Annotated in this window: 6 protein-coding genes and 2 pseudogenes; 6 read left to right on the forward strand and 2 right to left on the reverse strand. The window is 64.7% G+C overall.

The annotated features are described in order from the left end of the window. Window positions 1-130: 130 nt before the first annotated feature. The 3 genes and pseudogenes from PLD_RS10325 (at window position 131) to PLD_RS10335 (ending at window position 2822) form a co-directional block, all read left to right on the forward strand. On the forward strand, window positions 131-1468 hold the full coding sequence (locus tag PLD_RS10325; protein WP_159892300.1) for a lysine N(6)-hydroxylase/L-ornithine N(5)-oxygenase family protein: 1338 nt from the start codon (window positions 131-133) through the stop codon (window positions 1466-1468). 272 nt (window positions 1469-1740) lie between these two features. Next, window positions 1741-2032: pseudogene (locus PLD_RS10330) on the forward strand (MgtC/SapB family protein); the annotation flags it as partial. A gap of 337 nt (window positions 2033-2369) precedes the next feature. Continuing rightward, window positions 2370-2822, forward strand: coding sequence for a response regulator (locus tag PLD_RS10335; RefSeq protein ID WP_159892302.1), 453 nt, complete (start codon window positions 2370-2372; stop codon window positions 2820-2822). A 59-nt stretch (window positions 2823-2881) separates the two neighbouring features. On the opposite strand, the gene PLD_RS10340 is transcribed toward PLD_RS10335, so the two are convergent. After that, window positions 2882-3646 (reverse strand): helix-turn-helix transcriptional regulator, encoded by a 765-nt coding sequence (locus PLD_RS10340; protein WP_159892304.1) that lies wholly within the window; start codon window positions 3644-3646, stop codon window positions 2882-2884. Window positions 3647-3745: 99 nt separating this feature from the next. Between PLD_RS10340 and PLD_RS10345 the strand changes: the two genes are divergently transcribed. From PLD_RS10345 to PLD_RS10355, 3 genes are all read left to right on the forward strand, one after another. Continuing rightward, the gene (locus tag PLD_RS10345) at window positions 3746-4879 is read left to right on the forward strand and encodes an MFS transporter (RefSeq protein WP_159892306.1); all 1134 of its coding nucleotides are present in this window, start codon (window positions 3746-3748) and stop codon (window positions 4877-4879) included. A gap of 149 nt (window positions 4880-5028) precedes the next feature. After that, window positions 5029-6102, forward strand: coding sequence for an NAD(P)-dependent alcohol dehydrogenase (locus tag PLD_RS10350; RefSeq protein ID WP_159892308.1), 1074 nt, complete (start codon window positions 5029-5031; stop codon window positions 6100-6102). A 91-nt stretch (window positions 6103-6193) separates the two neighbouring features. Beyond that, the gene (locus PLD_RS10355; RefSeq protein WP_159892310.1) at window positions 6194-7105 is read left to right on the forward strand and encodes a universal stress protein; all 912 of its coding nucleotides are present in this window, start codon (window positions 6194-6196) and stop codon (window positions 7103-7105) included. Between the two features lie 66 nt (window positions 7106-7171). Here PLD_RS10355 and PLD_RS10360 read toward each other — a convergent pair. Continuing rightward, window positions 7172-15875: pseudogene (locus PLD_RS10360) on the reverse strand (GH36-type glycosyl hydrolase domain-containing protein). Window positions 15876-16488 lie beyond the last annotated feature (613 nt).

Consider the following 16488-nt stretch of genomic DNA (forward strand, 5'->3'; position numbering starts at 1 on the left):
ATTTAGTTAAATTTTTTTTCATTGTCCTCGTCCCTACTCAACAGACGATCCGCTGTCCTGCATGGGCCAGTCGGGTCACCGTGACACCTTATCTCCCGCGTTGAGGCGGTTTATCCAGAGGACACTGGAAATGACACAGGCAATTGCATCGGCCCACGTTCACGATTTGATCGGTATCGGTTTCGGCCCCTCGAACCTGGCGCTGGCCATTGCGCTGCAAGAGCGCGGGCAGGAGCACGGTCCGCTGGACGCGCTGTTTCTCGACAAACAGGCGGACTATCGCTGGCACGGCAATACCCTGGTGACCCAGAGCGAACTGCAGATTTCCTTCCTCAAGGACCTGGTCACCCTGCGCAACCCCACCAGCCCCTATTCCTTCGTCAACTACCTCAAGCATCACGGGCGCCTGGTGGACTTCATCAACCTGGGCACCTTCTATCCGTGCCGCATGGAGTTCAACGACTACCTGCGCTGGGTGGCCGGGCACTTCCAGGAGCACAGTCGCTACGGTGAAGAGGTGCTGGCCATCGAGCCGCTGCTGCACAACCAGCAGGTCGAAGCGCTGCGGGTGATTTCCCGGGATGCCCAGGGCAGCGAACAGGTGCGCACCACCCGTGCGGTGGTGGTCAGCGCCGGCGGCACGGCGCGGGTTCCGGAGACCTTCAAGGGGCTCAAGGGCGATGCGCGGGTGTTCCACCATTCCCAGTATCTGGAGCGCATGGCCTGCCAGCCCTGTGTCAATGGCCAGCCGATGCGCATCGCGATCATCGGTGGCGGGCAGAGCGCGGCGGAAGCCTTCATCGACCTCAATGACAGTTTTCCTTCGGCGCAGGCCGACATCATCATGCGTGGCTCGGCCCTCAAGCCGGCGGATGACAGCCCGTTCGTCAACGAAGTGTTCGCTCCGGCCTTCACCGACCTGGTATTCCAGCAGACCCGCAACGAGCGCGAGCGTCTGGTCAACGAGTACCACAACACCAATTACTCGGTGGTGGACATCGACCTGATCGAGCGCATCTACGGCATCTTCTACCGGCAGAAAGTCTCCGGCGTTGCGCGCCACAGCTTGCGCACCATGACCACGGTGGAGAAGGCCACGGCCACTGACCTGGGCATCGAGCTGATGCTGCGCAACAACGCCACGGGCGAGCGCGAAGTGCGGCATTACGATGCGGTGGTCCTGGCCACCGGCTACGAGCGGCAGATGCATCGCCAACTGCTGGCACCGCTGCAGGAATACCTGGGCGACTTCGAAGTGGACCGCAACTATCGGGTGCTCACCGACGAACGCTGCAAAGCCGGCATCTACATGCAGGGCTTCAGCCAGGCCAGCCACGGGTTGAGCGACACCTTGCTGTCGGTGCTGCCGGTCCGCGCACAAGAAATCGCCGACTCGTTGTATGAGCACGGCAAGAGTCGCGGTCACAGTCGCTCGGTGCGCGATGTGTTGCTGGCCACCGCCAGTTGATCGGCGAGCGCCGATAGCGTCCGGCAAGCGCCGTGGCAGAGGCAATGCCAGTGTTATGCCTGAACCGATCCTGAGTTTCGGTTGAAGGAGCGGGCGATTGCCTAAGCGAGGGAGCTTGCCGGACGCTATCGGCCATTGGCGGACCTGCCGAGGTCAGCCTTGATGATCCGATGTGCGAGCGACTTGGCCGGGCGCTGCGTCGACAGGTGTTCATGCAGGCTCGGCACAATCCGTTGGCGGCGCTCATTCTGCGCTGATCAAGACCGCTGCCCCTGCAAGCCCTCCACAACATCAATCCGGACGCTCTGATCGACACCCTGGTCAGCCTCGGTGGCCTGATCGGTTGCGAACGCCAATACCGGCAGCGCAGCGCCGGCCTGCGCAGCACCGTGCTGGTGGCGGTGGCGCAGCGATTTTCGTCGACGTGGCCAACCGTATCGGCGGCGCCGTGCGGTGGCCTACGTGGTTTCGGGCATCGGCTTTCTCGGCGCCAGGGTGATCATGCGCGAGGAGAGCAATGTCCGTTTCCTGAACACGGCCGCAACGCGCTGGCGCCCAAGTGCCCCTGAATGAACGCTAGGCACAATCGCTGATTTGGCGGCCATTGAGATACGCCCGGGTTTATCCGAGAAAGGCCTTACAGCAGAACAAGACCTTTCAGGCCGCTGCCCCCCTGCTCAAAACAATGAGTGCCGAATAAGGTGTTACTTAGTCATTGAGTGGGCTGAGGACGGGAGGGGCGACGTCTTTGAACTGTCTGAAAAGTTGATGCAAAGCCTCTGCTGGGAAGGGTTTTCAGAATGCTCCTAGAGAAAACCCCTAGGTACTTCCCTAGCCTTCTAACGACTGAGGAGGAAGGTCGGCACTCGCCGGTCATAGTCTCATGAGCAGGATCAAATACATGTCCAATAGAGCACTGCGCATCTTGATTGCCGATGATCAGCATTTTCGTCGAATGCAGATCGAGAGAACCTTGAATCAACTGAGTTACTACCGTGTAGCCCCCGTGCACAGCCTGGAAGAACTCCTGACCTTGGTGGAATACGCCTGCGATCCGTTCGACCTGGTGATCATCAACGGCAACTTGGCCACTGACAGTGGCTTTGATCTGCTGGACTTCTGCCTGGACAACCCTCAGCTCGACCACGCACTGATCTATGACAGTCAACGTTTCCTGCCGATTCCCAGCAATCGGCGGCACCGCATCCATGCCTGTCGCGCTGAGTTGCCGGACAGCGACGCCATCGAACGCCTGATGCTCTACGTCGATCCGCCGCTCTACAAGACGCCGAGGCCGGACATTCAATGGCTGCCCAACGTGCGACAGGGCACTTGGAGTGTCAGCCCGACCTGATTGAGCGGCGCTATGCCAAGCGGCATCCCTTGAGGATGCCGTTTTACGTTCCGGGGGCTTCATTTGAAATAGGCACGGGGCGTAGTGCCCGTCATGGTCTTGAAAAAGGCGATGAAAATGCTGTCGCTGGCAAAGCCCAGTTCAAAGGCTGAGTAGCTGATGCTACGGCCCATGGCCAGAAGCTCGATGGCCCGCATTAGCCGCCACTGTTGACGCCACTGCTGGTAGCCCAGCCCCGTCTCGCGCTGGAAGATGCGGCCGATGGTGCGGCTGCTGGCGCCGACTCGACTGGTCAGCACGTGCAGTTCCGGCGGCAGTTGCTGCAGGTCCGCCAGCAGCGGCGCCAGGCGTTTGTCCCGAGGCAGGGGCAACGATAAGGGCTGGCGCACCGCCACGTCGATCTCCTCAAGGCACAGGCCCAGCAGGTGAGGGTAACGGCCCTGGCTCCAGTCGCAGTCGAAGGCTGCCAGGGCCATGGGTTCCAGCACTGCTCGCAACAATGGGCTGACGTCGATGACCGCCACTTCCTCGGGCAAACGCGGGCTCAGCTCGACGCTGAAGTACAGCGAGCGGTAATCCACGCTGTGTTGCATTTGTGCTCGGTGTTGCACGCCACCGGGAATCCACGCTGCCCGCGACGGCGGCAGCAGGCACAAGCGGTCGGCGAGGGTGATTCGCGTGCAGCCCTGTCGGGTGTAAAGCAGTTGCCCACGACGGTGTCGGTGCAGGCCGGAATCGTGATCGCCCAGGGTCGCGGCAATCCCGATCACCGGGGCGCCGAACGGGTCGGGGTCGAAACGTGCTTGAGGGTCGAGCCAGGCCATGCTTGTCCGATTTTCGTGATGTATTGGCAGGGTTTCGATAATACGCCGTCAGCGCTTGCCTAGAATCGCCGGGAAGTTTTTTGACAAAGTAGTGCTCCGATGAATCCCCGTTCCTTGCTGCCTTTGGCCATGGCCCTGCTGATGTTTCCGCAGATCGCTCAAACCCTCTACAGCCCGGCGTTGACCGATGTCGGCCAAGCCTTTGGGGTACCTGCCGAACAGGCGGCCCAAAGCCTTTCAGTCTTTATTCTCGGCTTTGCTCCGGGGGTGGTGCTCTGGGGACGCTTGAGCGATCGCTGGGGAAGACGCCCGGCCTTGCTCGGAGGGCTGGCGCTGTACGCCCTGGCGCTGTTCCTGGGGTTGCAGGCCACCCGCTTCACCGCGCTGCTGTTGTGTCAGGCCCTGGCAGCCTTGGGGGCGGCAGCGGGGTCGGTGGTGACTCAGACGCTGCTCCGGGACCTGTTCCAGGGCCGCGAGTTGATCCGGGTGTTCTCGCTGATGGGCATCGTGCTGGCGGCCAGTCCTGCCATCGGCCTGTTCAGCGGCGCGGGCCTCAGCGGTGCCTTCGGTTATCAGGGCGCGCTGGCCGGGTTGCTGGTGCTGGCCCTGGGATTGCTGGGCTGGTGCGCCTGGGCTTTGCCGGAAACCCGGCCCGCCGCGCAGCCCCTGGCCCCCTTGTTCGGCACCTTGCGGCAGATGCTGTGCGATCCGGGTATCTGGCGCTCGGCGCTGTTGGTGGCGTTGTTCAATATTGCCCTGCTCAGCTATTACAGCCTGGGGCCGTTTCTGTTCCGGAGCCTGGGGCAGGGCGAACAATGGTTCGGTTACAGCGGTGTATTGCTGGCCTTGGGCTCAGGTTTCGGCGCCTGGTGCAATCGCCGGCTGTTGGACGCTGGCTGGCGCAGCGAGCAGGTATTGCGGCTGGCAGCCTTGGCGGTGATGGTTGGTGGTGTCGGGGTTCTGGCCTTGCAACACAGCCTGTGGCTGGTTGTGCCGATGCTCGGCGTGGTACTGGGCTTTGGCTTGGCGATCCCGAATATCCTGGGCTCGGCCCTGACGGCCTACAGCGATCGCTTGGGCAGTGCCGGTGCGTTGTTCGGCTTGTTCTACTACCTGCTGATCGGCGCCGGTCTGCTGCTAGTGGGCTGGGGCCAGGCCCTGGGCGTGAGCCTGTGCCTGTGTGGAGGAGCGGCATTGCTGCTGAGTCTGCGGGCGCCTTGGCCGCGCGCTTGAGGCGGCATGTTGCGACATGGGGGTACGTCGTGGGCCGCGAAGGTCCGATTGTTTGACCATGATCAAGCCTTTCTCCGAACGATCCGCGCAGCCTGTCAGCCGACCTGCGGATCAGCGCAGCCCCCTTCCCGGCAAAGGAGAACGGCAACATGGCCAAGATGAAAGCAGCGGTCTTCGTGGAGAAGAATCGCATCGTGCTGGAAGACAAGGACATCCCCGAAATTGGTCCGCTGGACGCTCTGGTGCGCATTACCACAACCACCATTTGCGGCACCGACGTGCACATCCTGCGGGGCGAATACCCTGTGGCCAAGGGTCTGACCATTGGCCACGAACCGGTGGGCGTGATCGAGCGCCTGGGTTCCCAGGTCCGAGGCTTCCAAGAAGGCCAGCGGGTGATTGCTGGGGCCATCACGCCCAGTGGCCAGAGCTATGCCTGTCTGTGTGGCTGCGGTTCCCAGGATGGCCCGGACACCCGTCACGGCTTCCGCGCCACCGGCGGTTGGAAGTTCGGTAACACCATTGACGGCTGCCAGGCCGAATACGTGCGAGTGCCGGACGCTTTGGCCAACCTGTGCCCGATCCCCGACGGCCTGAGCGATGAAGCCGTGCTGATGTGTCCAGATATCATGTCCACCGGTTTTTCGGGGGCCGAGCGCGCCGAAGTGAATATCGGCGACAGCGTGGCGGTGTTCGCCCTGGGGCCGATCGGCCTGTGCGCGGTGGCCGGCGCGCGGCTCAAGGGCGCCACCACGATCATCGGCGTCGATACCGTGGCGGCGCGCCTGAGCGTGGCGCGGGGCCTGGGCGCCACCCACGTGGTGGACTTCAAGCAGGGCGACGTGGTGGAGCAGATCATGGCCCTGACCGATGGCCGCGGGGTGGATGTATCGATCGAGGCCCTCGGCACCCAGGGCACCTTTGAGTCGGCGCTGCGAGTGCTGCGTCCGGGCGGCAAGCTGTCGAGCCTGGGCGTGTATTCCAGCGACCTGCGCATCCCCGTCGATGCCTACGCTGCGGGCCTTGGCGACCTGAGCATCCTCAGCACCCTGTGCCCCGGCGGCAAGGAGCGCATGCGCCGGCTGATGGAGGTGGTCGCCAGTGGCCAGGTCGACCTCAAGCCCCTGGTCACTCACCGCTTCAAGCTCGATGACATCGAGGCGGCCTATGAACTGTTCGCCAGCCAGCGTGACGGAGTGATGAAAATTGCTATAACCCCTTGAACGGCGTGCCGGGTGCCGTTGATGCATATCAAGGCGCCCGGTGCTGTCAGGTTCGACACTCAAGACCCATCACCGTCCAAGGAGCTGCACCATGAGCCAGTACCAGCGTTTGTTGCTGATTGCCGATCCACAGCAACATCAGTCTCCCGCTGCCCGTCGCGCTGCCGCCCTGGCCCAGGCCAGCGACGCGGTCCTGCATGCGCTGGTGTTCGTCGAGCCGCCAGCGCGCACTTACCTGTGGGAAGAACACCTGGAGGACAGCGAGCGCCAGGCCTACCTGCAACGCCATGAACGCTGGCTGCAGGTGGAAGCCGAGTGGATGCGCGAGCAGGGCGTGGAGGTCACCACCCAGGTGATCTGGAGCACTCAGGTGCTCAAGGACACGCTGGCGTATATCGATGAATTCCAGCCTGACCTGCTGATCAAGGACGTGACCCTGGAGTCGGCTTTGAAGCGGGTCTTCGTCACGCCCCTGGACTGCCATCTGCTGCGCGAAGCACCGGTGCCGGTGCACCTGGTCAACGATGCCCCGCACAAGCTGCCCCGGCGCATCGTTGCGGCGGTGGACCCGGCTCAGTCCGACACCCAGATCAGCGGCCTCAACGCTCTGATCATCCAGACCGCCAATGCCCTGGCCCTGCAATGCGATGCGCAGTTGCACCTGCTATATGCCTACGACCTGATGCCGATGCTCGATGGCGTGTCGCCCGTAGCGGCCACCGCCTGGAGCGTCAATTGCCTGGACGAGTTGCGCGACTCCCTGCACAAGGAGTTCGAGCGCCTTGGCGATGAGCACCACGTACCTCAGGAGTTTCGTCACTTCATCATGGGGCCGCCGGTGCCCGGTATCGCCCAGTTTGTCGACGAGTATCTGGTGGACGTGGTGGTCATGGGCACCGTGCACCGCAGCGGCTTCGGTCGACTGATCGGCAGCACCACCGAGCGCGCTCTGTACTCGATGCCCGGCAGCATCCTGGCGGTCAAGTCACCTGCTCAGGCCTGAAGCCGGCGTGGGCGGCCGGCTGAGCAGGCCGTCGCTATTGCCCCCGAATCGCGCGCCGGGCGTTGCTCAGGGGGCTGACTCAGTGGTGGCGGTTGGCTTGGCCTGCTCGATCCCCGGGGGCGGCGGGTTGCCGGGCCAGATCAGCAACACCCGGTGCTCGCTGCCGTCATCCAACAGCGGAACCGCCAGTGCTGTCAGAGGAAGGTCGTCCAGGCTCAGGCTCAGGGGCGCGCCGGGCTGCTGGCGGACGTCGATGTGGTACAGGCTGGCGCCAAAGCGATAGTTCATGGTGTAACCCGGCCAGTGCGCGGGGATCACCGGTTCGATGTACAGGTGCCCAGCCTCACGGCGCAGCCCCAGCAGCGACTCGATGATCAGCCGGTACATCCAGCCCGCCGAGCCGGTGTACCAACTCCAGCCGCCGCGCCCGGTGTGGGGCGGCACGCCGTAGACATCGGCGGTCATCACATACGGCTCGACCCGGTAGGTGGCGACCTGAGTAGCGCTGCGGCGGCTGGCCGGGTTGATCATGCGCAGCAGTTCCCAGGCCCGGGCGCTGTCTCCCAAGTGGGCGAAGGCCATGCAGGCCCAGATCGCCGCATGGGTGTACTGGCCGCCGTTCTCCCGCACCCCAGGCACGTAGCCCTTGATATAGCCCGGGTCCAGGGGGCTGTGGGCAAATGCGGGGTCGAGCAACAGCACCACGCCGCTGTCCCGGCGCACCAGGTGCTGGTCCAGGGCGTTCATGGCTTGCTGTTGATGGGCGGCGCTGGCGGCCCCCGACAGCACCGACCAGCTCTGGGCGATGGAATCGATGCGGCATTCCAGGTTGTTGGCGCTGCCCAGGATCTGGCCATCGTCGAACCAGGCGCGGCGGTACCACTGGCCATCCCAGGCATGGCGGTCGAGGGCCACGCGCAAGGCCAGGGCTTGATCGCGACAGGTGTGGGCGAATGCCTCATCGTTGTGTTGGGCGGCGGTGACGGCAAAGCGTTGCAGCACTTCGTGGCTGAAGAAACCCAGCCAGACGCTTTCTCCCAGGCCCTGTTCACCGACCCGGTTCATGCCGTCGTTCCAGTCTCCGCTGCCCATCAAGGGCAAGTCGTGGACGCCGCGTCGGCTGCCGTGCTCTATGGCACGCTGGCAATGCCGATACAGGCTTTCCCGCAGGTCGGACACCTGGGGCAGATCGTAGTAGGACTCTTCTGCGGGATTGAGCAGGCGCCCCTCCAGATACCCCACCTCGACCTCCAGTACGCTGCGGTCACCGGTGATCTGCACATAGCGGCTGGTGGCCAAGGGCAGCCAGAGGAAGTCGTCGGAACAGGCGGTACGCACCCCGCGATTCTGCGGCGGGTGCCACCAATGCTGGACATCGCCTTCGGGGTACTGATGGGCGGCGCAGAGCAACAGGTGCTCGCGGGCCAGCGCGGGTTCGGCGTGAATCATGGCCATGCTGTCTTGCAACTGGTCGCGAAAGCCGATGGCACCGCCAGACTGGTAGTAGCCGCTGCGGGCCCAGAAGCGGCAGGCGATGGTCTGGTACAGCAGCCAGCCGTTGGCGATGACGTCGATGGCCGGTTCTGGGGTGTGTACCTGGACCGTGCCCAGGCTGCGCCGCCAGTGCTGATGCACTGCCTCAAGCTCGGTTTGCGCCATCTGACTGCCACGGTAGTGCAAGACCCGTCTTGTGGCGGCCTTGGCATCCACTTCGGCACCGAGGCGGAACAGCACCTCCTGGCGCTGACCATCGGCCAGTTCCACGCCCACTTGCAGGGCTGCGCAGGGGTCCAAGCCTGCGCCGGTGCGCCCCGACAGGCGGCCTTGGATCAGCGCGGCCGGCGCCGCGAGGCTGCCGTTGCGGCCAATGAACTCACTGCGGTCAGCGGTGAAACTGCGCACTGTCGAGTCGCTGTCGAGAAACGCCACGTGCCCGGAAAACGCCATGTTGTAAGCGTTGCGCGCGAACAGCGCGCCGCTGACCGGATCGCTTTCGCTGACCACATGCATGGCCGAGCGGCTGCGCAACTCCCCCAGCACCCACTCCACGTAGCAGGTGACCGACAGGCGCCGTGGCCGGCCGCTGCGGTTGTGGAGGTTGAGCCGCGAGAACTTGATCGGCGCGTCCACCGCGACATACACCGTCAGCTCACTGTGGATGCCGTTCTCCTCATGCTCGAACACGCTGTAGCCGAAGCCGTGGCGGGTGCGATAGCTGCCGCTGCCCGGGCAGGGTAGCGGGGTTGGCGACCAGACCTGGCCGCTGTCTTCGTCACGCAGGTACAAGGCCTCGCCGCTGGGGTCGCTGACCGGGTCGTCATGCCACGGGCTGAGGCGATATTCGTGGGCGTTTTCGCGCCAGCTATAGGCGCCGCCGCTCTCCGAAATCACCGTGCCGAACAGCGGGTTGGCAATGACGTTGGCCCAAGGCGCCGGCGTCGGTTGCCCGGGGTTGAGGGTGATCAGGTATTCGCGGCCGTCGTTGCTGAAGCCGCCGTAGGGCGTGTCCAGTATCAGCGCTGGCGGCGGCACCGCGCTGGCGTTGATGGTCGGCTGCGGTAGGCGCACCAGAAGGGGGGGCAGGCGTGGCATCGAGGGGTCGGCGCGTCGCCGGTGGAGCTGTTCGGCGAGGCTGCCGCGGGTGTCGCTGATCACCAGGCGCGCCACGGCCAGCATCAGCGTGCGGTCTTCGCTGGACAGTTGTTGCGCCGGGCGCACGAAGATGCCCCCCGGACGATCGATCAGGCTGGCTTCGCTGCCGGAGGTCACCAGGCCCATGATCAGGTCCTGGAGTTGTTGGCGGTAACCCGCTTGATCCTCGTTCCAGATCACCAGATCCACTGCCAGACCTTTTTGCCGCCAGTAGGCGTGGGCTTTGATCAACTGCTGCACCAGCGTGATGTGGGTCAGATCGCCCACTTGCAGCAGGACAATCGGCAGGTCGCCGGAAATGCCCTGGCCCCATAGCCCGGACTGGTTGCGGCGATTGGCCTGCAGAGAGCTGCTGTCGGCCCGCAGGGTCGCGTTGACATAGAGCAGCGCCGCGGCCATCTGCTGGAACAACCGGGCTTCGGCCAGTGACGCGTTGAGCTGGCGCAACAGCACCTGACTGTGGGTCCAGGCCAGGTCGAAGACCCGGTCCGCGAGGTGCCGGTCGCGGTATTTATGGATCAGGTGCAGGCACTGTTCGCGGCTGTTGGCGAGCCCGGTCACCAGATCGATGGTGGCGCTCTGGCCGGGGTCGAGGGTGATGCGGCAACGGATCGCCACGATCGGATCGAGCACCGGTCCGGCACTGCCCGAAAGTTCTTCGACCTGCGGGTCCAAAGCCTGAGGCGCGGCCAGAATCGCGGCCCCGGCCGATGAAGCGTGCGCGGTCGGTCTCGTAGGAAATGGCGTCGATGTCCACGCCATGGACCGCCAGCAAGTGGCACAGCCACGGCACCGGTTGTTCCTGCGAGCGCGCTCGGCGACTGCAAACGATGGCCTGCAAGGGGGGCAGCAGTTCGGTTTCGATGAACAGGTTGCTGAAGGCCGGGTGGGCGGCGTCGCTTTGGGCCGGGGCCAGGACCACTTCGGCGTAACTGGTCAGCTCGATGCTGCGGCGCACCCGGGCACGGTTGCAGATATGCAGGCGGCGCAGTTCGATGGGGTCCTCGGGGGACACGACGATTTCCGTGTGGCTGTCGAAGTCCCGCTCGCGTACCCGGAACTCGGCCCGGGCGTCGGTGAAGATTGCTTCGAAGTTTTCTGGCCGCCTTCTGGTCGGTTGGTAGGCTGCCGACCAGAAGGCGCCGCTGGCCACTTCGCGCAGGTAGCAGAACTGGCCCCAGTGATCCCGGGTCGGGTCTTCGTGCCAGCGGGTCACCGCCAGGTGGTTGCAGCGGCTATAGCCGCCCCCGGCGCTGCTGAGCATGACGTGGTAATGACCGTTGGAGAGCAATTGCACCGCCGGGCGTTTGCGGTCCGGTTCAGTGAACACCCGCAGCTTGTTTTCGTGGACGCGGGCGGCTTCATCGGCCGCAGGTGCACCGGCCGCGTGCAGGTACTGGGCCGCGGTTTTCGGCACCCGTTCCTGCAGCAGCAGGGCGATGGCCTGGAACTGCGGATCGGACGCAAAGCGCCGCTGCATGGGCTGGTCCAGCAGCAGCCAGGCCAGGGCCAGCAAGCTCATGCCCTGGTGGTGAGCCATGAACGATTGCACCAGCGCGTGATGCTGGCCACGGGGCAGGCGTGCATCGGTGTAGTCCACGGCTTCATACAGGCCGTAGCGTCCACCCAGGCCCAGTTGCGCCAGCCGCTGCAAGTTCTGGCAGGCGGCTTGAGGCGCCACCATCAGCGCCAGGACGCTGGCATAGGGCGCCACCACTCGCTCCTCGCCGAGGCCGCGTTTGAGGCCCAGGCCGGGTACACCGAACGCTCGGTATTGGTAGTTGAACTGGCTGTCGAGGGTGTTGTAGCCCGACTCGGACACGCCCCAGGGCAGCCCCAGTTGCTGGCCATGCTCGATCTGCAGGGCCACGGCGGCGCGGCAGGTCTGGTCCAGCAGGGTGCCCTGATAGCTGGGCATCACCAGCATGGGCATCAGGTACTCGAACATCGAACCGGTCCAGGACAGCAGCACTGGAGTCCCGGCGCTGCTGGTCAGCAGGCGACCCAGGGCGAACCAGCTTTCCTGGGGCAGTTGTCCCTGAGCGATGGCGACAAAGTGGGTCAGGCGCACTTCCGATGCCAGCAGGTCGTAGTAGCTGGTGTCCAGACGGTGCTCATCGGCGTTGTAGCCGATCACCAGCAGATGGCGGCGGGTGTCGTAGAGAAAGCCGAAGTCCATCTGCGCCATGCTGGTCACCCCTTGCAGCAGATGGCTCACGCAGCTGATGCGCGCAAGCGCCAACGTGCGCAGGGCCTCGATCCGTGGCTGGTGCATCGGCAACCAGTGTTCGGGGTCCAACTGCGCCAGTTGGCGCCAGCTCAGTGCGCTGAGCCGGCGGCCATCGGCCAGGGCCGGTAGGGTGCGCCATTGCAGTTCTTCGTGCAGGTCCAGGCATTGCGCGATCAGCGCCTGGCGCCAGAAGGCGAGATCGTCGCACGCCTCGCTGGTTGATGGGACGGTTGACTCGGTGGTGCTGTCGGCAATCCGCTGCAGCAGCTCCAGCAAGCCTTGCGCGTCGGCATCAGCGTGCAGGCTCAGGTGCTCATGGATGGCGCGGGTTTCGAGGCGCCAGCGCAGCACGGTCGCAGTGTCCTGGGCGGCGGCGCTCAGAGCGTCCTGAAGCACATCGAGGCTGTCCAGCAGGCCGTTGGCGATCTGCATCAGCGACGGCGGTGTGTCTATCAGGGCCTGCAGCCCGGGACGCAGGGTCAGCAGCATCCCGGCCAGGTTGCCGCTGTCCACGGTGGACACATAGCGTGGCGGCAGGGTTTGCAGGCTTTGGGTGTCGTACCAGTTGTAAAAGTGCCCGCGATAGCGCTCCAGGCGACCCATGCTGGTGAGCATGTGCTCCAGGCGTTGCAGCAGCCGACCGCTGCTCAGGTAGCCAAAATCATGGGCCGCCAAATGAGCCAGCAGCGCCAATCCCAGGTTGGTCGGCGAGGTGCGGTGCGCCACTCGGTGCTGTGGCTGTTCCTGCAGGTTATCCGGGGCTAGCCAGTTGTCCTGAGGCCCTACGTATTGGTCGAAAAAGGCCCAAGTGCGTCGTGCCAGGCTTTGCAGGAAGCGCCGTTGGCTGCTGCTGGGCACGAACTTGATGTGCGGGGCCGGCCGGCTGAGCCACCAGGCCAGGGCCGGACCGGCCAGCCATGCCAGCAGCACGGGCGCGGCCATCCACCCTTGCGGCGGCTGCCAGAGCAACCCGATCAATAACAGGGCCAGGGCCGGACCGAGCCACATCCGCCGGTAGAGTTGCAGCAGGCGCTCGTCGGGGCCGCGTTCGGCTTCTCGGGACGGCTGCCATTGCAGGCGATATTGCTTGCTGATGCTCATGCGCCACAGGGCGCGGCCCATGGCGCCCAGGCTGTAGGCCGCCTCGTAAGGCAGCCAGGCCAGGGGCAACAAGGCCCGGGCCAAGTGCTGCCCGGCGGACTGCAGGGCAGCGGCCAGGTGTTGTTGCAGCGGCACATCGGGGGTCTTGTGCAAGAGTGCTTGAAAGGCCGCCGACAGTGGCAATACCAACAGCACAATCAATACCGCCAGGGTCCAGGCCAGCGGTTGGCGGGTTCCCAGCCAGCCCCACAGCAGCATGCCCAGCAAGGCCGTGGGTTCAAGGCTGCGGCGCAGGTTGTCGAGGATTTTCCAGCGCGCCAGTGGGCTCAAGCGATGGCCGTCCAGGCCACTGCCGGCCTTGGGCGACCAGGGCAGTAGCCAGGGCAGCAGTTGCCAGTCCCCGCGAATCCAGCGTTGGTGGCGTTTGACGTCGGCGCTGTAGCGCGCCGGGTACTCCTCGAACAGTTGCACATCGCTGAGCAGCCCCGAGCGGGCATAGCAGCCCTCGATCAGATCGTGGCTGAGAATCCGGTTGTCAGCGAAGCGTCCGCCCAGGGTCTGCTCGAAGGTGTCCAGGGCATAAATTCCCTTGCCGACGAAAGAGCCTTCCTGGAACAGGTCCTGGTAGACGTCAGACACGGCGCGGGTGTAAGGATCGATCCCGGCGTCGCTGGCGAACAGCCGAGCGTAAGCGGAGCGGGCGGTGCTCGACAGGCTGATGCCGACCCGTGGCTGAAGAATGCCGTAGCCGCTGACGACGCGCCCGCTGAGCGGGTCGGTCCGCGGTCGGTTCAAGGGGTGGTCCATGGCGCCCACACATTGCTGGGCCACGTCACGGGGCAATTGGGTGTCGCTGTCCAGGGTGATCACATAGGTGATGCTGGGCAGCGCCTGGATATCGCCGACGATCAGCGAGAAGCGCTCCTGGCCCCGACCTCGCAGCAGGGCGTTGAGGTCCTCGAGCTTGCCGCGCTTGCGCTCATGCCCCATCCAACAGTGTTCGGCGCCGTTCCACAGCCGTGGCCGATGCAACAGGAAGAAGCGATCAGCGGCCTCTTCGGGGTACTTCAGGTTCAACGCCTCGACCCGTTGTCGGGCCAGCATCAGCAGGTCGGCATCGTTGGCCAGGGTTTCGCTGGGGGCATCGAGAAAGTCGCTGAGCAGGGCGAAATACAAGTGCGCGTCGCGGTTGGCCAGAAAGCGCACTTCCAGGCCTTCCACCAACTCCTCGACATCGGCCTCGCAGCCGATCAGGCAAGGCACCGCCACCAGGGTCCGGGCGCGGGGCGCTATGCCTTCGCTGTAGTCCAGGCGCGGCAGAATGCCCGGAGCGATGGTCAGAGTCACCAGCCCGTTGATCAAGGCGATGGCCAACCGGCTGCTGAGCAACAGCGCGGGTATGGCCAGCAAGGCCAGCCAGTAGTGGCCGGGCGCGGCCTCCTTATACAGCGTGTCGAGAAAGGGCCAGGCGAACAGCGCCGAAAGCAGCATCACCGGCACCAGGAAAAAACCCAGGGGCGCCTGGGTCAGCAGGCGCCGGGCGCGCTCAGCCAGCGGCACCCGGGCGCCGACCTGCTGTTCCAGCGCGCGGCGTCCGGCGCCGATCAGGTAATAACCGACATGCCCGGCCACGGCCTCAGCCGCGTCGGCATTTTCGCCGGCCTGGGCCAACTCAATGCAGCGGCGGGCCACCTGTTCCTCGCTGAGGGGGCAGTGGTGCGCCAGGCGTTCGAGCACATGGCGGTAATAGTCACGGGTGGCAAAGTCCATGCATCCGTAGACCCTTGCCGGGTCATCCTGGAGCGTCTGTTCGACGTGGCTCATCCGCTCGACGAACTCACGCCAGTTACTGGCCGAGAGCAAGCGCAGGCTGGAAATGCTGTTGCTGATGGACACCTGGTCGGCGGCTTGTTGCTGGGCGTCAAGTTGCACCAGGCGTTCGATATTCAGCCCGGTTTCCCCCAGCAGTTGCTCGATCCAGGCCAAGGGCAGCACCAGGGCGGCGTTCTGTCCCTGCAGGCGCCGCGCCAGTTCAGCGACGAAGGCGGCACTCATCGGCGGCGCCGAGCGGGCCATGTCGGCCACGGCCAGCACCACGCTCTTGGCGTCCTGTTCGGCGGTTTCCATCAGGCGGTCGGCCCAATCGTTAGCCAGGTTGCGCTCGCTCCAGTTGGCCATGACCCGAAAGGCCACTCGGCGCAGGTTTTCGATCAGGGCCAGGCGCAGCATGATCGGGATCGCCCACAGCTCACCGAGCTTGAGGGGGGTGACGCTCTGGTAGCTGTCGACGAAGCGTCCCAGGCTGTCGCTGTCGACCCGGCCGTCGCCATGGGAAATGGTTTCCAGGGCGATGTCATAGACCCGCGGCAGCCCCGCCGACTGACCATTGGCCAAACGCGGCAACTGTCGGCTATAGCCTCGGGGCAGGTGCGTGCGGGTGATGCGGATCTGTTCTTCCAGCAGGTAGTAGTTGTCCAGCAGCCACTCGGCGGCGGGGGTGGCCCGGGGCGAGGTGCGCGTAGCGGCGGTCAGGCTCTTGCAGCAATTGGCCAGGGCGCTGGCGTTGTCGGCCAGGCGCGTCAGCAGCCAGTCCGGGTTGCGGCTCTGACTCAGGCGATGCTGCTGCGCCAGCAGGGTGCCGTGGCTGGCCATCTGCTCACTGCTGAACAATTCCGAGCGCAGCGGCGCCGGGTATTCGACGCTGTTGCGCGAGGCCTTCCATTGGCCGTATCTGGCGGCGGGCAGCTGCCAGAACCTCAGGAATGCGTGGGTCCAATGACTGTCCATGTTTTCCTTGGCATAACAGAGCCGTCCCTGGGCACCGGGTGCGAGGGAGGGCCGGGAGCGGGGCGTGCGGGCAAAATCGATGCACCGTCGCGACGAGCGTGTCAGGCAGAAAGCTGCAACCTTGAGGTTGCCGGGCGAGTGTGGGGTTGTCTGTGCGTTGGGGCACATAGGCGGACGATCTGCATGTCTGTTGGCTGGCTGTCGTGGCGAGGGAGCTTGCTCCCGCTCGGGCGCGTAGCGGTCGTAAACCTGAGGGTGCGGTGTTGTTGGTGGGCATATCCGTTGCTGCGGGTGCGGTCACTTACGGTTTCGCTTTTACAGCGACTCACTTTTGAACAGCGCAAAAGTGAGCAAAACGCTTTGTCCCTCCACTCGGCCATCGTGGTTAACGGGGCATTCAGATCAAGATCAAAATCAATCGCCAGACGGCGGCCTTGCGGCCGGCCTGAAGAGGGGGTGGGGTGTGCCTGCCCCTGTAGCTGCCGAAGGCTGCGAACGGGCGAGTATCGCCCGGCCAGTCGGCTCGGTGCATCAGGTACAGCGCTGATACGAAAACAGGGCGGCGTGACTGTGAGTGGGCGGGCCGCTGACAGGCTAACCCGCTAACCTGCGG

It is taken from the genome of Pseudomonas sp. LD120, from assembly GCF_009861525.1.
Taxonomy (GTDB): Bacteria; Pseudomonadota; Gammaproteobacteria; order Pseudomonadales; family Pseudomonadaceae; genus Aquipseudomonas.

Excerpts from the sequence above, each read along its gene's own strand:
- PLD_RS10355 (WP_159892310.1), top strand. The coding sequence starts at position 6,194 with ATGAGCCAGTACCAGCGTTTGTTGCTGATTGCCGATCCACAGCAACAT.
- PLD_RS10350 (WP_159892308.1), top strand. The coding sequence starts at position 5,029 with ATGGCCAAGATGAAAGCAGCGGTCTTCGTGGAGAAGAATCGCATCGTG.
- PLD_RS10325 (WP_159892300.1), top strand. The coding sequence starts at position 131 with ATGACACAGGCAATTGCATCGGCCCACGTTCACGATTTGATCGGTATC.
- PLD_RS10340 (WP_159892304.1), bottom strand. The coding sequence starts at position 3,646 with ATGGCCTGGCTCGACCCTCAAGCACGTTTCGACCCCGACCCGTTCGGC.
- PLD_RS10335 (WP_159892302.1), top strand. The coding sequence starts at position 2,370 with ATGTCCAATAGAGCACTGCGCATCTTGATTGCCGATGATCAGCATTTT.
- PLD_RS10345 (WP_159892306.1), top strand. The coding sequence starts at position 3,746 with ATGAATCCCCGTTCCTTGCTGCCTTTGGCCATGGCCCTGCTGATGTTT.